General features: G+C 73.3%; 21 protein-coding genes. 7 read left to right on the forward strand and 14 right to left on the reverse strand.

The annotated features are described in order from the left end of the window. Positions 1-46: 46 nt before the first annotated feature. The 4 genes from O7607_RS07285 to O7607_RS07300 form a co-directional block, all read right to left on the reverse strand. On the reverse strand, positions 47-874 hold the full coding sequence (locus tag O7607_RS07285) for an SRPBCC family protein (RefSeq protein ID WP_269701947.1): 828 nt from the start codon (positions 872-874) through the stop codon (positions 47-49). Continuing rightward, a complete protein-coding gene (locus O7607_RS07290) occupies positions 867-1427 on the reverse strand; it encodes a winged helix-turn-helix domain-containing protein (protein WP_269701949.1) in 561 nt (186 codons plus the stop codon). Before O7607_RS07290 ends, O7607_RS07285 begins: the two co-directional genes overlap by 8 nt. A 91-nt stretch (positions 1428-1518) precedes the next feature. Beyond that, complete coding sequence (locus tag O7607_RS07295) at positions 1519-2862, reverse strand: class I SAM-dependent methyltransferase (protein ID WP_269701950.1); 1344 nt, start codon at positions 2860-2862, stop codon at positions 1519-1521. Continuing rightward, complete coding sequence (locus O7607_RS07300; RefSeq protein ID WP_269701951.1) at positions 2859-4244, reverse strand: FAD-binding oxidoreductase; 1386 nt, start codon at positions 4242-4244, stop codon at positions 2859-2861. Before O7607_RS07300 ends, O7607_RS07295 begins: the two co-directional genes overlap by 4 nt. Positions 4245-4335: 91 nt before the next feature. Between O7607_RS07300 and O7607_RS07305 the strand changes: the two genes are divergently transcribed. From O7607_RS07305 to O7607_RS07315, 3 genes are read left to right on the forward strand one after another with little or no spacing between them, the layout of a single operon-like run. After that, a complete protein-coding gene (locus O7607_RS07305; RefSeq protein ID WP_269701953.1) occupies positions 4336-4806 on the forward strand; it encodes an aminoacyl-tRNA deacylase in 471 nt (156 codons plus the stop codon). A 40-nt stretch (positions 4807-4846) separates the two neighbouring features. After that, complete coding sequence (locus O7607_RS07310) at positions 4847-5131, forward strand: DUF427 domain-containing protein (protein WP_269701955.1); 285 nt, start codon at positions 4847-4849, stop codon at positions 5129-5131. A gap of 58 nt (positions 5132-5189) precedes the next feature. Beyond that, complete coding sequence (locus O7607_RS07315) at positions 5190-5915, forward strand: RICIN domain-containing protein (protein ID WP_269701957.1); 726 nt, start codon at positions 5190-5192, stop codon at positions 5913-5915. 50 nt (positions 5916-5965) lie between these two features. On the opposite strand, the gene O7607_RS07320 is transcribed toward O7607_RS07315, so the two are convergent. Next, positions 5966-7264, reverse strand: a complete 1299-nt coding sequence (locus tag O7607_RS07320) for an MFS transporter (protein ID WP_269701958.1) — start codon at positions 7262-7264, stop codon at positions 5966-5968. 70 nt (positions 7265-7334) lie between these two features. On the opposite strand from O7607_RS07320, the gene O7607_RS07325 reads away from it, so the two are divergent. Further along, entirely contained in the window at positions 7335-8405 is a 1071-nt protein-coding gene (locus O7607_RS07325) for a GlxA family transcriptional regulator (protein WP_269701959.1), read from the forward strand. Between the two features lie 39 nt (positions 8406-8444). Here O7607_RS07325 and O7607_RS07330 read toward each other — a convergent pair whose 3' ends face one another. The 5 genes from O7607_RS07330 to O7607_RS07350 form a co-directional block, all read right to left on the reverse strand. Then, positions 8445-8939 (reverse strand): hypothetical protein, encoded by a 495-nt coding sequence (locus tag O7607_RS07330; protein ID WP_442929471.1) that lies wholly within the window; start codon positions 8937-8939, stop codon positions 8445-8447. Between the two features lie 122 nt (positions 8940-9061). Then, the gene (locus tag O7607_RS07335) at positions 9062-9637 is read right to left on the reverse strand and encodes a hypothetical protein (RefSeq protein WP_269701961.1); all 576 of its coding nucleotides are present in this window, start codon (positions 9635-9637) and stop codon (positions 9062-9064) included. A 927-nt stretch (positions 9638-10564) separates the two neighbouring features. Beyond that, positions 10565-12523: a vWA domain-containing protein gene (locus O7607_RS07340; RefSeq protein ID WP_269701962.1), complete on the reverse strand. Its 1959-nt coding sequence runs from the start codon at positions 12521-12523 to the stop codon at positions 10565-10567. Positions 12524-12525: 2 nt separating this feature from the next. Beyond that, positions 12526-14046, reverse strand: coding sequence for a magnesium chelatase (locus O7607_RS07345; protein WP_269701963.1), 1521 nt, complete (start codon positions 14044-14046; stop codon positions 12526-12528). Between the two features lie 70 nt (positions 14047-14116). Further along, complete coding sequence (locus tag O7607_RS07350; RefSeq protein WP_269701965.1) at positions 14117-15085, reverse strand: aldo/keto reductase; 969 nt, start codon at positions 15083-15085, stop codon at positions 14117-14119. A gap of 57 nt (positions 15086-15142) precedes the next feature. Between O7607_RS07350 and mgrA the strand changes: the two genes are divergently transcribed. Further along, positions 15143-16132, forward strand: coding sequence for an L-glyceraldehyde 3-phosphate reductase (gene mgrA / locus O7607_RS07355; RefSeq protein WP_269701967.1), 990 nt, complete (start codon positions 15143-15145; stop codon positions 16130-16132). A 1-nt stretch (position 16133) separates the two neighbouring features. On the opposite strand, the gene O7607_RS07360 is transcribed toward mgrA, so the two are convergent. Further along, positions 16134-17039 (reverse strand): lytic polysaccharide monooxygenase auxiliary activity family 9 protein, encoded by a 906-nt coding sequence (locus O7607_RS07360; RefSeq protein ID WP_269701969.1) that lies wholly within the window; start codon positions 17037-17039, stop codon positions 16134-16136. Positions 17040-17193: 154 nt separating this feature from the next. Here O7607_RS07360 and O7607_RS07365 point away from each other — a divergent pair, with 154 nt between their 5' ends. Next, a complete protein-coding gene (locus O7607_RS07365) occupies positions 17194-19548 on the forward strand; it encodes a DUF4153 domain-containing protein (protein WP_269701970.1) in 2355 nt (784 codons plus the stop codon). Between the two features lie 44 nt (positions 19549-19592). Here the strand turns inward: O7607_RS07365 and O7607_RS07370 are convergent, their stop codons facing one another. Beyond that, positions 19593-19934 carry a VOC family protein gene (locus O7607_RS07370; protein ID WP_269701971.1) on the reverse strand — a complete coding sequence of 114 codons (342 nt, stop codon included), beginning with the start codon at positions 19932-19934 and terminating at the stop codon, positions 19593-19595. After that, positions 19931-20875, reverse strand: coding sequence for an AraC family transcriptional regulator (locus O7607_RS07375; RefSeq protein WP_269701972.1), 945 nt, complete (start codon positions 20873-20875; stop codon positions 19931-19933). The genes O7607_RS07370 and O7607_RS07375 overlap by 4 nt, the downstream gene beginning before the upstream one ends. A 70-nt stretch (positions 20876-20945) precedes the next feature. Between O7607_RS07375 and O7607_RS07380 the strand changes: the two genes are divergently transcribed. Then, positions 20946-21434 (forward strand): anthrone oxygenase family protein, encoded by a 489-nt coding sequence (locus tag O7607_RS07380; RefSeq protein WP_269701973.1) that lies wholly within the window; start codon positions 20946-20948, stop codon positions 21432-21434. A gap of 37 nt (positions 21435-21471) precedes the next feature. Here the strand turns inward: O7607_RS07380 and O7607_RS07385 are convergent, their stop codons facing one another. After that, positions 21472-21951: a GNAT family N-acetyltransferase gene (locus tag O7607_RS07385; RefSeq protein WP_269701975.1), complete on the reverse strand. Its 480-nt coding sequence runs from the start codon at positions 21949-21951 to the stop codon at positions 21472-21474. Positions 21952-22084: the final 133 nt, after the last annotated feature.

Here is a 22084-nt window from a genome sequence, read left to right on the forward strand (position 1 = left end):
AAAGGGGCCCCCTCCTCTACCGGAGGCGTTAAGAGGGGGCCCTTCCTTACAGCCAGATGGGCTTCCAGTCGGGCACCTCGTGGAAGCGCCGCAGCTCGGCCCATCCGGCCACGTTGCCGCTCCAGGCCGCGTACGGCGGGTTGCCCTCGTCGAAGCCGGACTGCACGAACGTCAGCTTCGTCCTGCCGTCGGACTCCGCCAGTTCCCAGGACGTCACGCCGACCGGTCCCCAGTCGATGGACATCGCCCGCCCCGGCGTCACGTCGAACACCTTCGCGGCCTCACCGGCGTCGAGGCCGCCCATCGCGTACCGGCCGCCCTCCCAGGGCTCGACTCCGACCGGGTAGCCGAACCAGGCGGTGACCTGCTCGGAGTCGGTGAGCGACGCCCACACCTTGTCCATCGGCGCGTCGATGACCACCTCACCGCGCAGGTCGGCGGAGGTGAAGTCGGTACGCGGCAGCAGCGGCCGGCCGTCCAGGTGGTCGTTGAGATGGGCGATCGCCAGGTACCAGTACGTCTGGAGCACGCCCCGGATGCTGCTGCCGCTCATCGCCTCCTCGTAGTCGAAGTGGCTCTGCCGCAGCGTGAGTATCGTGCCGTCGCCATCGGGCTCCAGTTCGAACTCGGTGGTGGTCTCCACGCCGTCGAGCGTCCACGCGAAGCGCAGTGTCCGGTCGTCGACGTGCAGCAGCCGCTGGTGTGGCGCGTCGCCTTCGGGCGTGTAGCGGCCCCAGAACTCGTACCGCCGGGGCAGCTCGACCTCGGCGTGCTCGGCCAGCCAGACGCGCAGTTCGGCGGGGTCGGTCAGGGCCCGGCGGACTGTGGCCACGGGTGCGGCGAGGCGGGCGCGGATGGTCATCGGCTCACTCATGGGTGTCGCCTTTCGGGTAGCAGGCCACGGCGAGCTTGAAGGCGTCCCCCTCGGCGCCGCCGTAGCGCGTGAACAGGTCCTGCAGCGTCGTCTGCAGGTCGTGCAGGAACTCCTGCCGCCGCTCGGCGGGCACCCGAATCTCGCCGGAGACACCGATGGACGGCAGTTCGGGTGCGGCGCGGTCCAGCGCGGCGATGTCGGCCTGGACCTCCTCCATGAGGTCGAGCAGGTAGCCCAGGCTCAGTTCGTCGCGGGCCCGGCGGGCGCCGCCGATGCGGCCGACGAGGCGGGGCGAGAGCCAGTACGACCGGGCGGCGGCCTGGTAGATGCCCTCGGTGATGCCGCGCACCTGCCGCTGCGCCACCTGCTCGGCCAGCCCGGCCGCGACGAGCTGCTTGACGTGGTAGTAGACGCGCTGCGGCGTCTGCTCCAGCCGGGCCGCGACCTCGGTGCAGGTGCGGGGCTCGGCGAGTTGCCGCAGCACCTCGATGCGCTGCGGCTTGAGCAGGATCTCGGCCTGCTCTCGCTGTTCCAGGTACAGGACGTCTCTCATGGCAAAATCAGTTTGTACGTACAAAACTTCCTTGTCAATGCCTTCGACGAAAGGCCGCGCGGTCCGCGCGGCCTTTCGTGGGTACGTCGCGTCAGGGCGTCCAGTCCGGACGCAGCGGGTACCCGTTCACCCCCTCGGGGCCGTTGTGCGTGGCGAGCACATGGTGCAACTGGATGCCGTTGCGCTCGAACGCCAGCCGGGAGCCCGCCATGTAGAGGCCCCACACCTTCGCGGTGCCCGGCCCGACCTCGCCGACGCAGAAGTCCCAGTGCTCGACCAGGTTGCGGCACCAGCCGGCGAGCGTCAGCGCGTAGTGCTGGCGCAGGTTCTCCTCGTGGTGCACCTCGAACCCGGCATCGTGGATCTCGCTGATCAGCCGGCCCGGACCGGCCAGCTCGCCGTCCGGGAAGACGTACCTGTCGATGAACGCGCCGGAGCGGTGCGGCGCGCGGTTGTCGGCCCGGGTGATGCAGTGGTTGAGCAGCCGACCGCCGGGCTTGAGCCGCTCGCGCAGGGCACCGAAGTAGGCCGGATAGTTGCGCACCCCGATGTGCTCGGTCAGCCCGATCGAGGAGATCGCGTCGAACTGCTCGCGCGGCGCGTCCCGGTAGTCGAGGTGGCGCACCTCCGCCAGTTCGCTGAGCCCTTCCCGCTCGATCGCGGCGCGCGCCCACTCGGCCTGCGCCTTCGACAGGGTGACGCCGAGCGCCTTGACGCCGTACTCCCGGGCCGCGTGCCGGACCATGCCGCCCCAGCCGCAGCCGACGTCCAGCAGCCGCATCCCCGGCTTGAGCGCCAGCTTGCCGGCGACCAGGTCGTACTTGTTCCGCTGCGCCTCCTCCAGGGTGTCGCCGGGGCTGCGGAAGACCGCGCAGGTGTACGTCATGGACGGCCCGAGCACCTTCTCGTAGAAGGCGTTCGACACGTCGTAGTGGTGGGAGATCGCGCTGCTGTCCCGGGTACGCGAGTGACGCAGGCCGGTCATCAGCCGCCGCCAGCGCGGCGCCGCCTCCTGCGGCGGGGGCGGCGGCGGGCGCAGCCGTTCCCAGCCCAGCCCCCGGACCAGCGCGAGCGCGTCGCTCACCGGCGGGATGCGCAGCGGCACCTCGTCCTTGATCACCCGCAGCGCCTCGTACGGGTCGCCCGGGTGCACCCCCTGCAGCTCCAGGTCGCCGCTGACGTAGGCCCGGGCCATGCCCAGGTCACCCGGCGCGGTGAGCAGGTAGGACAGACCCCGTTCGGTGTGGATCGCCAGGGTGATGCCGGCGTCGGCCGGGCCCACCGCGCTGCCGTCGTAGCCGGTGACCCGGACGGGCAGGTCGCCGGTGGTGACCGCGCGGACCACGTCCGCGACTGTGGGTCCGGTACGCCGCCCGCCCGCCGGCGGGCCGGCCGGGGCGCTCGCCGCCCCCGGTGTTCGGTCGGTCAGACTCATGCTCGGGATACCGCCTTCTCGTACAGTCCGGTGAGTCGGTGGTCCGGGTCGTAGCGGTCCTTCACGGCACGCCAGGTGTCGCCGCCGTAGAGGCGGTCGAACTCGCCCCGGTCGTAGTACGCGTCGGAGTAGAGCGACTTGTGGCCGCCCACCTCCGACACCATGCGCTCGATCTGGCGGTTGACGTCGCCGTCCGCGGCGCCCGCCGCGATGGGCACGCTGCCCCAGAAGCCGATGTTCACATACGTTTCGCCCGGTCGGAGCGGATATAGCGGCCACGCCTTCGCCGACCCGGGACCGGAGGGATCGCGCAGCCGCAGCGGGCACAACCAGACCGGCGTCATGCCCACGTTCGCCGCGAACCAGCGCAGGAACTCGGGCGTGCGGTCCAGCGGGACCTCCACGTCCTGCACCACCCGCTCGCGGGCCGGGCGGCCCCGCCACCTGTCGACCCGGGCGGCCACCTGGTGCCGGTGCTCCAGCCGCACGATCCGGTGGTAGACGTCGCTGCGCCGGTAGCGCCGCGGCCACAGCCGCCGCACCACCGGGTGCTGCACCCCGAACGCCGCCGAGCACCAGAACCAGTCGGTGTCCCAGCGCCAGAGATAGTCGTACGCGGTGAGCGTGTCCCGGGTGCGCCGGCGCAGCGAGCGGTAGTAGATGTCCTGGCCGGTGTAGTCGGACGGGCCGTCGTCGGCCTCGTCGGTGAACGCGCCGAGCACGAGGTACGCCTCGCCGGGGCTGAACACCACCCCGTCCATGGCGTCGACCGGCTCACCGCCCCAGGCGCCCTTGGCGACCACCTCGCCGATCGCGTCGACCAGTTCCTCCAGCCGGGTGAACCGGATGTTGCGCAGCGACACGTACCGGCGGACCGGTTGCAGCTCGATGCGCAGCCGGGTGGCGTAGCCGAGGCTGCCCAGCGAGTTGGGGAAGGCCCGGTGCAGGTCAGCGTGCTCGCCCTGCGGCCGGGTCGTGACGATCTCCCCCGAACCGGTGAGCACGTCCATCTCCCGCACCGACTCGTGCGGCAGGCCGTTGCGGAAGGAGGTGGACTCGATGCCCAGGCCGGTCACCGCCCCGCCCAGGGTGATGGTGCGCAACTGCGGCACGACAAGCGGCATCAGGCCGTGCGGCAGCGTCGCGTCGACCAGATCCTCGTAGGTGCACATGCCCTGCACGTCGGCGGTACGGGCCGCCGGGTCCACAGCGAGCACACCGGTCAGGCCGCTGACGTCCAGGCCGGGCGTACGCGGCGCGGAGCGGGGCCGGAACAGGTTCGAGGTCTGCTTGGCCAGCCGTACGGGTTCCCCGGCGGGCACCGCGGCGTAGGAGCGCCGCAGCGTGTCCACCGCCCGTTCATGATCACGGACAGCGTGCATGAGATCACCTTACGCGCGGGTACGACAATTCGTGGGACGTCCACGGTGGCCTCGCCGACTCGCGGTCGGCTCGCGCGTTACCGTGACCGCCATGGCGAATCCCGCGCTGACCGCTCTCGACCACGCCGGCCTGCCGTACCGGGTGATCCGCCACGGTCCGGTCGCGAGCCTCGCCGAGGCGGCCGCGGCGCGCGTCGTCGAGGTGCCCGACGTGGTCAAGACGATCGTGGTCCGCCGCGGCGAGGGCGACCTGCTGTTCGTGCTCACTCCCGGCGGCCGGGTGATCTCCTGGCCGAAGCTGCGCTCCCTGCTCGGGGTGAGCCGCCTGTCGATGCCCGACGCCGAGGCGGCGAAGGCCGCCACCGGGTACGCGCGCGGCACCATCACGCCGTTCGGCTCCACCACCGCCTGGCCGGTGGTCGCCGACGAGCGGCTGCGCGGCCGGGAGATCACGCTCGGCGCGGGCGAGCACGGCCTCGCCGTCGCTGTCGACGCGGACACCGCGCTGGCGGCGCTCGCCGCGACGGTGGCCGACGTGACCGATGAGGAGCCGACGCGTTGAACGGTGGCCGGTACGCGGCCACCGGCATAGCGTGGAGGGCATGCCGAAAGCCGTCTGGAACGACCTCGTCGTCGCCGAGAGCGACGACACCGTGCTGGTCGAGGGCAACCACTACTTCCCCCGTACCGCGCTGCGCGACGACCTGATCCGCCCCTCCGACACCCACACGGTCTGCCCGTGGAAGGGCACGGCCTCGTACTACACGCTCGAACACGGCGGCGCCACCAGCCCGGACGCCGTCTGGTACTACCCCGACCCGAAGCCGGAGGCGGAGATGGTCCGCGACCGGGTGGCGTTCTGGAAGGACGTCCGGGTCGTCGACTGAGTCACCGTGCCGCCGGCTCGACTGGCACCCGGCGGCCCCGGTGGGTCACCATGCTCCCATGGCCGACCCGCACTCCGACCCGTCCGGCACCGTCTACGGCGGCGCCCGCCGCACCCGGCGCGTCCGGGGCGTCCGGCTGCCGCAGGACCCGCTGATGCGGATCGCGCTGGGCGTCGGCGCGACCGGCGTACTCCTCGGGGCCTTCTTCGCCACCGGCGTGCTCGGCGGTGGCGGCGAGCGGCCGGTGGTGCCGGCGGCGGCGGTGCCCACAGCGGCGGCGAGCGAGCCGAGCGCGGAACCGACGGCGGAGCCCACGCCTTCGTCGTCGCCGTCGCCGAGCGCGGCGCCGACCACCCCGGCCGCGCCGGTGGCCACGCCGAAGGTGCTGCGCGGCGTGCCGTCCGGGCGCTGCCTCGGCGTGACCGGCGACGAGGCCGAGGGCGCGCAGGCCGCGCTCGCCGACTGCACCGGCGGGCCGGAGCAGCAGTGGGTGGTCACGCCGGTCACGAACGACACCTATCTGCTCGTGAACGCGGCGAGCAGCAAGTGCCTGGACGTCAACGAGGCCAAGACCGACGACGGCGCCGACGTGCAGCAGTGGTCCTGCAACGGGCAGGCCAACCAGCAGTGGCGGTTCCAGCAGGCCGGTGACGGAGCGGCGCTGCTGGTCGCCGTGCACAGCGGCAAGTGCGCGCAGGTCGACGACGCCGGCACCGAGCCCGGCCGCCAGCTGGAGCAGGCACCGTGCAGCGGCGCACCCGAGCAGCAGTGGGCGGCCGGCTGACCGGTCACCCCGGGTAGCGCCGGCCGGTCACCCCTGGCAGCGCCGGCCGGTCACCCCCGGTAGCTCCAGGCCCGCCGGCCCGCGACCACCGGCAGCGTGAACGCGGGCTCGTCGGCGGGACGGCGGCGCAGCAGCAGCGACAGCCCGGCCGCGCCGATCGACAGCGCACCGGCCACGTACCAGGCCATCGCGTAGTCGCCGAGCCGATCCCGGACCAGGCCCGCGCCGGTGGCCGCGAGCGCGGCCCCGAACTGGTGCGCGGCGAACACCCAGCCGAACACCACCGCCCCGGACGCGCCGAACCACTCCCGGCACAGCGCCACCGTCGGCGGGACCGTCGCCACCCAGTCCAGCCCGTAGAAGACGATGAAGACCAGCATGCTCGGCTCGGCCGTACCGGTGAACAGGCTCGGCAGCACCAGCAGCGACGCCCCGCGCAACGCGTAGTAGGCGCCGAGCAGCAGCCGCGGGTCGACCCGGTCGGTGAGCCAGCCGGAGGCGATCGAGCCGGCGATGTCGAAGATCCCGACCACGGCGAGCAACCCCGCGGCGGTGGTCTCCGGCATGCCGTGGTCGTGGGCGGCCGGCACGAAGTGCGTACCGACCAGGCCGTTCGTGGTCGCGCCGCAGATCGCGAAACCACCGGCGAGCAGCCAGAACGGCCGCGTCCGCGCGGCGGCGGCGAGCGCGCCGACCGCCCGCGCCGCCGCGCCGCCCTCCGGCCGCGCCGGCGGCACGACCTCGGCCGCGCCGTAGGCGGGCCGCCCCAGGTCCGCCGGATGCTCCCGCAACAACCACACCACAAGGGGTACGACCGCTAGAGCGGCCCCGGCGACGACGAGTGCCGCCGTGCGCCAGCCGTGGTCGCGCACCAGCACCGCCAGCAGCGGGAGGAAGACGAGCTGCCCGGCCGCGCCGCCGGCGGTGAGCACTCCGGTCACCAGGCCCCGGCGCTTGACGAACCAGCGCCCGGTCACCGTCGCCACGAACGCCAGGGCCATCGAGCCGGTGCCCAGCCCGACGAGGACGCCCCAGCACAGCAGGAGCTGCCAGCTCTCGGTCATCCCCACGGTCAGGCCACTGCCGGCGGCCACCAGCACCAGCGCGCCGGCCACCACCCGGCGGATGCCGAACCGGTCCATCAGCGCGGCGGCGAACGGCGCGGTGAGGCCGTACAGCAGCAGGTTGACCGAGACGGCGGCGGAGATGGTCGCCAGCGGCCAGCCGAACTCGGCGTGCAGCGGGTGCAGCAGCACGCCGGGGGTGGCGCGGAAGCCGGCCGCGCCGACGAGCGCCACGAAGGCGACGGCGGCGACGAGCCAGGCCGGATGCAGGCGGGATCGCTTCACCAGCCGAGTCTCGGGCCGGGCGGTCCGTTGGACGAGTGGCCGGAAAGCCAACGTGCGCAATAATCGGGCCATGTCCGTACCGCACCGGATCGCCGTCCTCGCCCTCGACGGGGTGGTGGCGCTCGACCTCGGCACCCCGGCCCAGGTCTTCGGCGCCGCCCGCGCCGACGACCGCACCCCGCTGTACGCGGTGGCGACCTGCACCCCCGGCGGGCAGCCGGTACGCAGCAGCGCCGGATTCCAGGTCCTCCCCGAGCACGGCCTGGAACTGCTGGACAGCGCCGACACCGTGATCGTCCCCGGCATCCACGCCGGTTCGCCGCTGCTCGACGGCACGCTGGCCGCCGGGGTGACCGACGCGCTGCACGCCGCGTACGCCCGGGGTGCGCGCGTCATGTCCATCTGCACCGGCGCGTTCGTGCTCGCCGCCGCCGGCCTGCTCGACGGCCGCCCGGCCACCACGCACTGGGCGTACGCGCCGCGCTTCCGCCGCCTTCACCCCGGCGTACGACTCGACCCCGACGTGCTGTTCGTCGACGACGGTCGCGTGCTCACCTCGGCGGGCGTGGCCGCCGGTATCGACCTGTGCCTGCACGTCGTCCGCACCGACCACGGCAGCGCGGTGGCCAACCGGGCGGCCCGGCGCTGCGTGGTCCCGCCGTGGCGCGAGGGTGGGCAGGCCCAGTACATCGAGCGGCCGGTCCCCCGCGGCACCGACAACGGCACCGCCGCGACCCGCGAGTGGGCGCGGCAACGGTTGCACGAACCGGTGGCGCTGCGCGAGATGGCGGCGCACGCGCGGATGAGCGTCCGCACGTTCACCCGGCACTTCCGCTCCGAGACCGGCCTCAGTCCGGCGCAGTGGCTCCTCCAGCAGCGCACCGAGTACGCGCGCGTGCTGCTGGAGACGACTGATCTGAGCGTCGACCGGATCGCCCGGGACGCGGGTTTCGGCACCACCGCCGCGCTGCGCCAGCACTTCCACACCCGGGTCGGCGTGGCGCCCACCGCCTACCGCCGCACGTTCCGTCACCCTTCCCCCGCGCCGTCTCCCGCCCCGCGCTCCACCTCCGCCGATCTTGGAGTTGTGGCGCCCGGAAGGCCGGACGTGTCGGAGTTGTCCACCACCACAACTCCTTGATCGACGGTCGGGCTGGTTGGCGGCTCGGCGGTCCGGGCGTCAGGCGAGGTGGGGCTGGCGACGCAGGGCGCGGAGCTGCGCGAGGTGCAGCGGCAGGTGCACGCGGATGTGCAGGTCCAGCGCCCTCCCCCAGGGCAGCGATTCGTCCACGTCCAGGTCGAAGCCCTCGCGCAGCACCGTGTCCACGGGCGTCTCCGCGGCCGGGCCGAGCCGCTCGGCCAGCGCGCACAACTTCTGGCTGGTGGCCCGGAACAGCGCGGCCAGTCCGTCCAGCCCGCCGCATTCGGAGACCAGCGCGTCGAGCTGGGGACGGTGGATGGTGTCCAGGTCGTAGTAGGCGAACGGCGACCCGGCCAGCACCGCCTCCGTCGCCTCGCTCATCAGCTCGTCGTTGGCGGCGAGGTGCGCGACGATCTGCTCGGCGCTCAGCTGCCCTTCGGGCGGCGGCCCGAACCCGCCCGCGTCGATCTCCTCGAACAACTCCTCGTACGCCTGCCGCAGTGCCGGGGCGTCCACCTCGTCCATGCCCCGCATCCAACCCTCGCGGCCGCTGCGATCACCCCGACTACCGGGCCCGGTTCACCCGGACGCGTGAAAAGGCCGGCACCCCGTTGGTTCGGGGTGCCGGCCTTTCGCTGCGTTCTTCGTTGTTCGTCTTACTTGTTCCAGTGCTCGGCGACCAGGTCGGCGGCCTGCTGCTCCCACTGGGCGTAGTGGTCCGGGTAGGCCGAGACCTGGACCGTCTGGGCGGCCTTGGTCAGCGGCATGTCCTGCCAGCCGTCAACCTGCTTCAGACCCTTCAGGAACGCGGTGGTGGAGTACTCGGGGTCGGTGATCTGCTCCACCGTGCCCCAACCGCTGGACGGGCGCTGCTGGAACAGGCCCTGCGAGTCGTGGTCGTTACGGTCACCCAGGTGACCGAGGTTCTCCAGCTTCGACTCCTGCAACGCCGTCGCGATCGACACCACCGCGGCACGCTCGTCCATGCCGGCCTTCTTCGTCGCCGCGATGATCGCCTTCACGTTGGCGGTCTGCTCGTCGTTCAGGTCGATGCGCGACTGGGCGCCCTGCACACCGTGCGGGATCAGCTTGTCACCCTGCACCGTCGCCGTGACCGGCTTCGCGTGCGCCGTGGTGTCCGCCGCGTGGGCGGCGACCGGGCCGGCGAACACACCACCGGTGAAAGCCAGACCAGCAATACCCAGAACGCTCTTACGCAGAATCGTGTTCATGATGGGGGCTCCATTCGGGGGATCGACGCCCACACCGACAGGGGTTCGGCGCGGGTGCGAGCACCACGTCAGGCGCTCAAAAAGTCTTGGGGGTTTCGGCTGCTCGCGGGGCGGGGGCCTCTGCGCGGTGCCGGAAGCATGTCCAACGACCCGCGGCCCGGCATCATTCCCGGGCGCCTCACGCCACCACCGGGGGTGCGGCGCGGAGGGTTGACGTCGTCGGAACCGTGTTCAACGACCAGCCGGCCGGGATGATTCCCCGCGTGACTCAGGCCGTCGGACCCTGGGGCCTGGTCCCACAGCCGGCACCGCCTCACTCGACGGCGCGGCCGGTGCCCGGTCGTTCACCCGGTTACAACGCCTGGCCCCCGGCCACGATTCCACCACCAGAGTGCCGCCCACCACCCCGGAACCGGACACCCTGCCCACAAGCTACCCGCACCGGCCCCCACCCGAGCCCAGCCGAACACCGGGCTCCGCACCCAGCCGGACACCCCGCCCGGCGCCCGGTGATCAAGGAGTTCGCGGCACGTTCCGGCGCTCGCGAGGACACAAACTCCTTGATCACCCCGAACGGCCCTCCCCCGGCAACCCCGGGAGCGTTGATCATGAGGTTGGCGGCGACAAAACGGACACCAAGCGCCGCCAAGTTCATGATCGACGCGACCGGGCAGGGCCGACCCGCGGGAACCCGCAGGCGACATGCGCGATCTTGCAGTTCAGGCCCTCCTGGCATCCCGTTTGCGAGGTTTGCCTGGGCAGGAAGTGCAAGATCGCGGGTGAGCTGGAGACGGGCGCGGCGATCTTGGAGTTGTGGTAGCTCGCTAAAGCCGTGAGTCGGGCATATCGGGTGCCACAACTCCAAGATCGGCGTTGGGAGGAGGGAGGGGACGGAGGGACGGAGGGAGGGAGGGACGGAGGGCGGGGTCAGCGGCGGGGGCCGTGGCGGGCTCGTAGGTAGTCGGAGACGACGTACTCGCCCAGGTCGTCCAGGTCGGGGGTAAACATCCGGCCACCCGAGCGCCGGGCCACCGCGTCCACGAACCGGCGCAGCCCCGGGTCGTCGCCGAGCATGAACAGGTTGAGCGTCGCGCCGTACCGGGTCAGCCGGTCCACCTCCCGGATCGTCGCCGAGATGGTCTCCGGCAGCGGCGGCCAGTGGAAGTACGCCTCGCCGTCCTCCGGGTCCAGGTGTGCCGTCGGCTCGCCGTCGGTGACCACCAGCACCACCGGCTCGGCGCCCGGGTGGCGGCGCAGGTGCCGGCCGGCGATCCGCAGCGCGTGCTGCAGGTTGGTGCCCTGCTGCATGTCGGGCTCCACCGCCGCCAGTTCCTGCTGGGTGAGCGGCATCGCCTCCCGGCCGAAGCCGACGATCTGCAACGCGTCCTGCGGGAACCGGGTCGCCATCAGGTGTGACAGGGCCAGCGCGGTCTGCTTCATCGGACCCCAGCGGCCCTGCGAGATCATCGAGTACGACAGGTCGACGCAGAGGACCACAGCCGCCGACGCCCGCCGCTCGGTCTCCACCACCTCGAAGTCCTCGACCGCGAGCGGCACCGGCACTCCGGGGCCGGCCCGGCGTACCGCCCGGGTGAGCGTGCGCACCACGTCCAGCGGCTGCTCGTCGCCGTACTCCCAGGGGCGTGACGCTCCGCTCACCTCGCCGGCGGCGCCCGCGGTGCGGAGGTCGTGCTGGCCGCGCGGCCCGGCGGTCAGGTCGGCGAAGACGCGCCGCAGCGCGGTGCCGGCGAGCCGGCGTAGCGCCTTCGGGCTGAGCGTCAGCCCTTCCGCGTCGCGGGTGACCCAGCCCTGGCGGCGCAGCTCGCGTTCCAGCTCCCGCAACCGGCGTACGTCGTCGGCGGCGTCGCGGCCCAGCGTCCGGGCGGCCGCCTCCACGTCGACGTCGTCGAGTGTGGCGCCGGGCTGGTCCTGGTCAAGAGAGTCCAGCAGCTCATCGAGTTCGGCGATCTCGTCGAGCGCGCCGGTGGCCTCGCCGTAGCCGAGCGGCTGGTCGCCGCGGACCCGCTCGCCGCGCTGCCAGTTCAGGTCCGGCCGCAGCGACCGCAGGTGCGTGTCGAGCTGGGACAGTTCGCCGGCCAGCCGGTCGCCGAGCGACTGGCGCATCAGCCCGGCCAGTTCCTCGCGCTGCCGGTCCGACAGCGACCGCATGAGCCGCTCACCGGCGGCGGCCCGCCGGGCCAGCACGTCGATCAGCTCGTCGACGTCCTTGGGGCGCTCCGGGAAGAACTCCCCGTGGCGGCGCATGAACTCGGCGAACGCGTCGGTGGTGTCCTCGGAGCGGGCGTGCCGGGCGAGCAGGTCGTTGAGGTCGCGCATCATCTCGGCGAGCTGCCGCTGAACGGCCGGGTCGGCGGTGGCCCGGGCCGCGTCGCGCAGCCCGGCGAACCGCTGCTCCAGCACGTCGCCGCGCAGCCCGTCGAGGATCCGCTGGTACGTCTGCCGCGCCTCGGCGCTGGCCCAGTCGTACCCGGAAAGCTCCGACACCGCACGGGCGGTGGAGCGGGGCAGGTTGTCGAGCACGGCCTCGGCGAACCGGGCGTCGTCGCCGTCGCGGCCGCGCAGCTCGTCGCGTTCGGCGGCGAGCGCCTGGTCGAGCAGCGCCCGGGCCCGGGTGACGGCGCCGTCCAGGTCGCCCCGGCGCAGCGCCTCCCGGCGCAGGCGGCGGGCGCGGGCGGCCAGGTCGTCGAGCCCGCCACGCCCCTGTGGGCCGCGCCGCAGCAGTTCGCGCAGGGATTCGCGCAGGCTGCCGCCGGCGAGCACGTCGGAGCCGACCGCGTCCACCGCGGCGCGCACGTCGTACGGCGGGGCGAGCGGGTCGGGGCCGCCGCGCCACTGCCCGTACCGGAAGCGGTTGCCGCCGGCCACTGTCAGTCCCGGTCCCCGTAGACGGTGCGCCCGGTGTCGGTGACGTCCTTGCCGAGCCGGCGGGTCAGGTGCAGCCCTTCCAGCACGAACTCGATGCCGGCCGCCGCCTCCTCGGGGCTGGGCGCGTCGCCGAGGCCGAGCCGGTCGAGCACCTTGGCCAGCCCCGGTACGGTGCCGACCTGGCGCAACAGCTCGGCCGAGGAGACCAGTTCGCCGGTCTCGACGGCGCCGCCCTCGGCGACGAGCGCGGTGAAGCCGGACAGGTCGAGCCCGGCCAGGCGGGCGCGGAACGTCTCGGCGGTGGCGGTACGCAGCAGGTGCGCGAGCACCTCGATCTCGCGTCCTTCCTCGCCGCTCTCGAACTCGACCTTGCCGCGCAGCGTGGAGGTCACCGACACGGTGTCCCCGATCCGGGCCACCGGCGCCTCCGGCCGGGACGCCGCCCCGACGCCACCAGCCGCCCCGACGCCACCAGCCGCCCCGGCACCGCCACCCGAGGCAGCGGCAGCAGCACCGGCGAGCAGACCCGAACGGCGCAACGCGGCGGCGGCCACCGTCTCCGCTGCGGCGATGGCGAACCGGGCGGACACACCGGAACGCGGGTCCACCGACGGGGACTCCCGCACGTCGCGGGCGAACCGGGCCAGCACCTCCAGCACGTGCTCCGGTACGACGGCGACCAGGTCGGCCTCCTGCCGGATCAGCTCCAGCTCCAGGTCGAGGTCGAGCGGATAGTGGGTACGGATCTCCGCGCCGAACCGGTCCTTCAGCGGCGTGATGATCCGGCCCCGGTTGGTGTAGTCCTCCGGGTTGGCGCTGGCCACCAGCAGCAGGTCCAGCGGCAGCCGCAACTGGTAGCCGCGGACCTGGATGTCGCGTTCCTCGAGCACGTTGAGCAGCGCCACCTGGATGCGTTCGGCCAGGTCGGGCAGCTCGTTGACGGCGAAGACGCCCCGGTTGGTACGCGGCACGAGCCCGAAGTGGATGGTCTCCGGGTCGCCGAGCGTGCGTCCCTGGGCGAGGCGGATCGGGTCGACGTCGCCGATCAGGTCACCGACGCTGGTGTCCGGCGTGGCGAGCTTCTCGCCGTACCGCATCGAGCGGTGCAGCCAGCCGATCGTCAGGTCGTCGCCGGCCGAGTCGACAAGCGCCCGGGAGGCCGGGGTGAGCGGGTGCATCGGGTGTTCGTTGAGCACCGAGCCGGGGATCACCGGGGTCCACTCGTCCAGCAGCGCGCCGAGCGAGCGGATCAGCCGGGTCTTGCCCTGCCCGCGCTCGCCGAGCAGCACCATGTCGTGCCCGGCGAGCAGCGCGCGCTCGACCTCGGGCAGCACCGTGTCCTCGTAGCCCACGATGCCGGGGAAGCGGTCCTCGCCGGAGCCCATCCGGGCGAGGAGGTTGTCTCGGAGTTCCTGTTTGACCGTGCGGTACTGGTGGCCGGTCGCGCGCAGCTCGCCGAGCGTGCTCGGCAGGTCGGCGGGCGGGACCGGGGAAACCTGGTTGGGAGCGGTCACCCGATCCACGCTAGCGCGCTCCGACGGCCGGCGGCCTCCGTCGTCGATGTCGCGACAAGGGAAGCCGCCGGAACGCCGCTCACTTCCCGAGGCGGGCGCGGACCATCCGGGGTACGGCGGCCAGCCCGGTGACCGGGCGGAACGCGTGCGCGGCGGCGACCAGTGCGGCGTACTCGTCGTCGGCGAGGTCGATTTCGGCGGCGGCCGCGTTGCGTTCCATCTGCTCGACCCCGGACGCGCCCGGGATGGCCACCACGTTGGGGTGCCGCAGCACGTACGCGAGCGCGATCTGGCTGGGCGTGGCGTCGTGCGCGTCGGCGACCTCGCGCAGCGTGGCGATCAGCGCGGTGCCGCGTTCCAGGTTCTCCGGCAGGAAGTACGGGTTGGCCCGGCGTACCGCACCGGCCGGCGGGTTCGTGGCGTCGTAGCGGCCGGACAGGAAACCCTGCGCCAGCGGCGAGTACGCGATGACGATCCGGCCGGCCTGCTCCGCGTACGGGATGAGGTCTTCCTCGGGGCCGCGGTCGATCATGCTGTAGCGGACCTGGTTGCTCAGCACCCGGCGGCCCAGCGCGGCCTCGGCGAACCGCCACCGGCGCAGGCCGTAGTTGCTGACGCCGACCTCGCCGACCAGTCCGACGTCCTGGAGCGAGCGCATGCCGCGCATGGTGGTGGTGTCGGCGACCACCGGGTTGGCCTGGTGCACCTGGTAGAGGTCGATGCCGTCGACGCCGAGCCGGGCGGCTGAGGCGACAGCGCGCTGCTGCACCACGGGGGCGACCGGCAGCAGCGGGAAGATCTTGCTGGCGACCACGACCTTGGCCCGGTCGTCGCCAAGCGCCGCGCCGAGGATGCGCTCGCTGCGGCCGAAGCCGTACAGCTCGGCGGTGTCGAACAGGGTGACGCCCAGGTCGAGCGCACGCCGGACGATCTCGGCGGCCCGGCGCTCGTACTCGGGGCCGTAACCCCACTCCTTGGAGCCGAACTGCCAGGTGCCGAGGCCGATCTTGGAAATGGGCTTGGGGGTGTCGAGCCGCACGTAACGCATGTGGCCGAACGTACCCGCGCCGCTGCGCGCGCACTCCGGTGCGGACAGAATGGCCTGGTGACATACCTCGCCAGCGACGACCGTTACCACGAGATGATCTACCGGCGCAGCGGCCGGAGCGGGCTGAAGCTCCCCGTCATCTCCCTCGGCCTGTGGCACAACTTCGGACCGGACCGGCCCTTCGAGCGGCAGCGCGACATCGTCCGCCGCGCCTTCGACCTCGGCATCACCCACTTCGACCTGGCGAACAACTACGGTCCGCCGCCCGGTTCGGCGGAGGAGAACTTCGGCCGGCTGCTCACAGGCGACCTGAAGCCGTACCGGGACGAGCTGGTGATCTCCAGCAAGGCCGGGTACCTGATGTGGCCCGGCCCGTACGGCGAGTGGGGCTCGCGCAAGTACCTGATCTCGTCGCTGGACCAGTCGCTGCGCCGACTCGGGCTGGACTACGTCGACATCTTCTACTCGCACCGGTTCGACCCGGAAACCCCGCTGGAGGAGACGATGGGCGCGCTCGACGCGATCGTCCGCTCCGGCAAGGCGCTCTACGTGGGCATCTCCAACTACGACTCGGAGCAGACCGAGCGGGCCGCGGCGATCCTGCGCGACCTGGGCACGCCGCTGCTGATCAACCAGCCGTCGTACTCGATGATGAACCGCTGGACGGAGAGCGACGGGCTGCTGGACACGCTGGAGGGCGTCGGCGCCGGCTGCATCGCGTACAGCCCGCTCGCCCAGGGCCTGCTCACCGATCGTTACCTCACCGGCATCCCGGCCGACTCCCGGGTGCGCACGAGCGTCTTCCTGAACGAGAGCGACCTCGACGACCAGACCATGGCGACGGTGCGCGGGCTCGCCGCGGTGGCCGAGCGGCGCGGTCAGACGCTCGCGCAGCTCGCCCTGGCCTGGGCGCTGCGCGACCCGCGCATGACCAGCCTCATCATCGGCGCGAGCAGCGTGGCGCAGCTGGAGGGCAACGTGGCCGCGCTGGGCAACCTCGACCTCGCCGGTGACGACCTGGCCGAGATCGAGCGCCTGCTCGGCTGAGTCACCAGATGCGGCGCCGCCCGGCGCGGTGGTTGCGGACACCGCACGGCCGCCCGGGCGGCGGACCGCCGGACCGCCGCATCCCGACCACCGCCGCCGCGAGCAGCGCGACGACGAACGCCGCCGCGCCGAGGACGAGCGGCCGGGACAGCGGTCCGCCGTCGGTCACCGTCGCCACCGGCACCGCCGGCTCCTCGTCGGTCGCCGCCCCGGCGAGGGTACGCGGAGGCGACGCGCTCGCCTTCGGCGCTGCCGGTGACGCGTCCGGCTCGCCGCGCGCCGCCCGGAAGATCACGTCCGAGCAGGAGTAGTACGTGTCCTGGGTGTCCGAGTTCTGCCAGATGACGTAGACGATGTGCCGGCCACTACGGTCGGCCGGCAGCTTCCCCCGCATCTCGTAGGCGCCCGCGCGGATCGGCGGGTCGGTGACCTCGAGGAACGGCTTCTCCTCCAGATCCGCCCAGGTCAGCACGCGCTTCGGCGAGTACGAGCCGGTGGTGACGTAGTACCGGAACGTGCCCCGGTGCGGGATGGTGGTGCGGTAGCGGAACGTGTGCCGGGCCCCGGCGGTGAGCGTGGTGGCCGGCCAGTCGGCGCGCGGCAGGTCCAGTCCCCGGTACGCGGACAGCCCGCCGCTGCACAGCTCGCCGTCCGGGATGCGTTCCCGGTCCCGCCCGTCGATCCGGGCCACCCGGATGTTGTCCCACTCGCGTACCGCCGCTCCGGCGGCGATCGCGGCCCGGCAGGCGGGCGTCCGCGCCCGGCCACCCTCCGGCCCGCAGGCGGCGGACCGGCTCAGTGGGCTGGTCGGCGCACCGTGTGCCGCGGCGGGCGCGGCGGTCAGCGGCACCGTCGCGGCGACGGCGGCGAGCGCGGCGGACGCGGCGAACGCGCGACGTGCGGCCATGTGATCGACCTCCCGCGCACTGGTACGGCCACGAGCCGCGAAAGGTTCGATCCGCGCCGATCGGCCGGGGCGACATGACCGAACGGACAACCGGGGCGGCGACGGACGCCCGGTGGGCCCTAGAGTGACGAAACCTGTGATCGAGGAGCGTCCCTTGACCGAACCGGCCCCGTCCCCCGAGCCGTCCCGTACCGCCCCGGCGGCCGGGCCCGCGCCGGGTGACGTCCCCGCCCCCGCGCAGCCGTACCTGCTGGTGCTGCCCACCATGGAGGGCGCGCCCGCGCCGGTGCCCTGGCCCGGCGTCGAGGGACAACCCGGCTGGGCGATTCCGGTCAGCGTGCCGCCCGGCACCCAGGGGTACGCGTTGTTCCTCCCGCTGGTCCCCGCGCCCGGCCAGCCGGCGGCGACGGGCCAGCCGACGGCGGCGGACCAGCCGGCGGCGGCGGTGCCCGCCCAGGCGACGGCGCCCGCCGCCGAGCGCTCCCCGGGGGAGGGCGCCGCCCCGGCGGAGGGCGCGAGCGGCACCACCGCCGCCGCCCCGCCGGACGCCGTTCCGGCGGCGCGCCGGGAGCAGGCTGACGGAACGTCCTCGGCCACCGGCGACGCCGCATCGTCCACCCCGGATGCCGGCCCCCCGGCAGACGCGGCCACGGCTGCCTCCGGTGGAGCCGGGACCGGCGCGCGCCCCGGCGATGGTGCTCCGCGGACGGCCGCTTCCGCGACTTCCGGCCCGTCGGGAGCCTCGCAGACATCTGCCGCTCCCCCGGGAACGCCAGCGGCTACCGGCCCGTCCGGCGCCACGCAGGCGCCTGTCTCCGGAGCATGGACCGCGCCGGGCGCGCAGCCGGCCTCCGGGCCGCAGCCCGCACCGGGTACTCAGCGCGCTCCGGGCACCCCGCCTCCGCACGGCGGTGGGCTGGCGCCCGCGCCGCCGTACCCGGGAATGGGGTGGAGCGGTCACCCGCAGGCGCCGGTCTGGGCGCCGCGACCGCCGGTGCCGCGGACGTCGTTCCTCGGCACGAAGTGGCCCGGTCCGAAGGCGGCGACCGGGCGGGCCGTACCCCTCGCGGTGCTGGCCGCCGCGGTCGGCAGCGCGGTCTTCGTGCCGCTCGGCCGCGTCGGCGTCGGCTGGTTCCTGGGGTGGCTCACGCTCACGCTCGCGGTGGTGCTGGCAGTCCGGTCGAAGACCGCGGACCTGCCGCGCGCCGACAAGCTCATCCGGGCCGGGTGGGCGACTGCGGCGCTGGCCCTGATCGCCGTTCCGGCGTTCCGCAACGCCTGGTGGCTCGTGACGTTCTGCGTGCTCGGCGCGCTCGGCTGCGCCACCCTCGCGATCATCGGCGGGCGGCTCGTGCGCTCGATCCTGTTCGGCCTGGTGGCCACTCCGTTCGCGGCGTTGCGCGGCCTGCCCTGGGTACGCCGGCACGTCACCGCCTCGCCACAGGAGGCGACGGTCCGCAAGGTGACCGTCTCGGTGGTCGCCACGGTCGTGGTGCTCGTGGTCTTCGGCAGCCTGCTCGCGTCGGCCGACGCGGCGTTCTCCGAGGCGCTCGGTTCGCTCGTCCCCGAGATCAACATCGGTACGGTGTTCGGCTGGCTGTTCCTCGCCGTGGTGGGCGGTCTGATCGCTGTCGCCGCGCTCTACACCCTCGCCGCGCCGCCCGATCTGTCCACCGTGGACCGTGCCGGTGAGCGCCGTCTCGGCCTGCTGGAGTGGGCCCCGGCCATCGGCGCGCTCACGCTGCTGTTCGCCGGTTTCGTGGTGGTGCAGTTCACCACGCTCTTCGGCGGGCAGCGGCACGTGCAGCGGGTCGCCGGGCTCAGCTACGCCGAGTACGCGCGCAGCGGCTTCTGGCAGCTGCTCTTCGTCACGCTGCTGACGGTGGCGGTGCTCGGCGGGGTGAGCCGCTGGGCGCGCCGGGAGCAGCCGGTCGAGCGGATCCTGCTGCGCGTGCTGCTCGGGCTGATCAGCGCGCTGAGCGTGGTGATCGTGGCGTCGGCGCTGTCCCGGATGTGGACGTACCAGAAGGTCTACAGCTTCACCGGCGAACGGATCTTCGTGATGGCGTTCGAGATGCTGCTCGGCACGGTCTTCCTGATGATCCTCGCGGCCGGCATCAAATGGCGGGGCCGGTGGATTCCCGGCACCACGCTCGCGCTGGCTGTCGCGATGCTGCTCGGTCTGGCCGTACTCAACCCGGAGAACTACGTCGCCCGCCGCAACACCCTGCGGTACGAGCAGACCGGCAAGATCGACGCCTGGTACCTGCGGGCGCTGTCCGCCGACGCCACCCCGGCGCTCGCCAAGCTCCCCGACCCGGTACGCCGGTGCACGCTGAGCTGGATCGCCGACGACCTCGCCGAACCCGACCCCTGGTACGCCTGGAACCTGGGCCGCCAGCGTGCCCGCAAGGCACTGGAGGAGGTCGGCCCGCAAGCGATCGGCGGCCCGAAGGACTGCCGCCGGGCCGACCAGTTCGACCTGCCGAAGACCCGGCGCCCCCGCTGACGTCACCGGCCGGGCCGCGAATCTCCGCTGCCCGGCCGGCCCGGTCAGGCCGGGCCGCCGCCGAAGCCGATCTCGTTGCCGTCCGGGTCGTGGAAGATCACCTTGCGGACGCCGTTGTCGTAGGTCTCCCGCGAGGACGGCGTCAGACCACGGTCGGCGATCGCCGCGACGCGGGAGTCGAGATCGTCGACGAAGACCGTCTGCATGGCGTGCCCGGCGTGCCCGGGCCGCACCTCGATGTAGAGGTACCGGTGCTCGGCCAGCTCCCACACCGCCTCGTGGTCGTTCGGCAGGAACTGCGGCGGCGCGCCGAGCAACCGCTCGTACCAGGCCGTCGACACGGCGAGATCGCGGATCGGCATGCCGGCGAACAGGTCGACAGTCATCCGGTCAATCTATCCGGGTCGACGTGGCCGCGCGGGCTCACGCCGTACCGGCGTTTGAACGCCGCACTCAGGGCGAACGAAGAGCCGTAGCCGACCCGGCGGGCGACCGCGCCGACGGTTGCGCCGGGCTCGCGGAGCAGGTCGGCCGCGAGCGCCAGCCGCCAGCCCGTCAGGTACGCCATGGGCGGCTCACCGACCAGCGCGGTGAAGCGCCGGGCCAGCGCCGCCCGGGACAGCCCCACCTCCACGGCGAGCGACGCCACCGTCCACGGCCGGGCCGGGTCTTGGTGCAGCATCCGCAGCGCGCGGCCGACCACCGGATCGGCGTACGCCCGGTACCAGGCGGGCGCGGCGGCGCCCGGCCGGGCGAACCACTCCCGCAGCGCGGCGATGAGCAGCAGGTCGAGCAGGCGGTCCAGCACCGCCTCCTGGCCGGGGTCGTCCTTGACGATCTCCGCGGCCAGCAGCGGCACCAGCGGTGTGTCCCAGGACTCGCGCCGCACCACCGCGAGCGGCGGCAGCGCGTCCAGCAGCCTCCGCCCGACAGTCCCCCGCACCGGGTACGTGCCGGTGAGCAGCACGGTCCGGCCGTCCGGCCCGTTGCCCCAGGTGCGTACGCCCCACCGCGTCATCGCGAACAGCTCACGCCCGTCCGGCGTGGTGCAGCGCTGACCTGGGTGCACCACTACCTGCGGCGCCGTGGCCGGATCGTCCGCCACGGTGTACGGGGCCGGCCCGCGCACGATCGCCACGTCACCGGCGGTCAGCCGCGCGGCGTCACCCTCCTCCGGCACGATCCAGCCGTCGCCCCGCACCACGGCGACAAGCGTGAGCGGCGCCTCGTCCCGGATCAGCATCGACCAGGGCGGGGTGAGGATCGAGCGCAGCAGGAAGGCGCCCCGCGCCCGGGGACCGTCGAGCAGGCCGGAGACGGCGTCCACGAGACGATTGAACACAGGATCGCGCGTCCTGACCATGGGCCGTCTCACCGCGCGGCGGTTCGATGAGGACATGCGACTCGTACAACAACTGACGCTGGTCGGCGCCACAGTCGGGGCCGGGCTGATGGCGGGCCTGTTCGCCGCGTTCGCGTACGCCGTGATGCCGGCGCTGCGCGGCGCGGACGACCGCACGTTCGTGGACGCGATGCAGCGCATCAACGTCACCATCGTCAACGGCTGGTTCCTGCTGGCGTTCCTGGGTACGCCGGTGCTCGCAGCGCTCGCGGCGGTGCTGGCGTGGCGCGGGGCGACCAGGCCGGCGCTGCCGTGGATCATCGCCGGGCTGGCCCTGTACCTGGTGATGTTCGTCGTCACCGTGGCGTTGAACGTGCCGTTGAACGACGCGCTCGCGGCGGCCGGCACGGCGGATCTCGGTGCGGCGCGGGAGCGCTTCGAGTCCGCCTGGGTCACCTGGAACGTGGTCCGGACGCTGGCGAGCACTGCCGGGTTCGGCGCGTTGTGCTGGGCGCTGGTGCTCGCGGGCCGGGCGACCGGTTGAGCCGCTCGGGCCGGCGGAAACGGCTCCGGCCAGTCTGCTACGACCGGTCTTCGGTCAGCGGCAGGTAGCTCTCCGGCAGCCAGCGGACGACCACCTTCGGGAAGAGCGTCCCGCCGAGCCGGCGGTAGAAGCGCTGCGCGGCCTCGTTCTCCGGCTTCACCTCCCAGCGGATGACGAGCCGGTCGGCGGCGGCCCGCTCGGCCAGCGCGACCATGAGGTGCCGCCCCACGCCGCCGTCCCGCGCCTCGGCGCGGACGAACAGGTCGTCGAGCGCGAGGATGTCCTCACCGCTCCACATGTGCAGGCGCCGCTGCGCGGAGACGTAGCCGAGCACCTCGCCGTCCCGCTCGGCCAGCAGGACCGTCACGTCGGCACGGCCGAGCACCTCACGCCACCGGTCAGGGCTGGTGCCGACGTGCTCGCTCTCGCCCTCGTGGGCAGCGATCTCCCGGACCAGGGCGTCCACCACGGCCGCGTCGTCCGGGCCGGCCTGTCGGATGCGGATGGCGTCGTTCACGGTACTCTCCCTCGCGTAGGACCTCATGATCATCCTCTGCAGGGCATGCCCGCTGATCCGACATTCGGCCGACGCTGGCCAGCATCTCCGCCGCAACGTCGCCCCCGCTCCCCTCCGGCAGGATTGCGACATG

Origin of the sequence: Micromonospora sp. WMMA1949 (genome assembly GCF_027460145.1) — a bacterium.
Taxonomy (GTDB): domain Bacteria; phylum Actinomycetota; class Actinomycetes; order Mycobacteriales; family Micromonosporaceae; genus Micromonospora.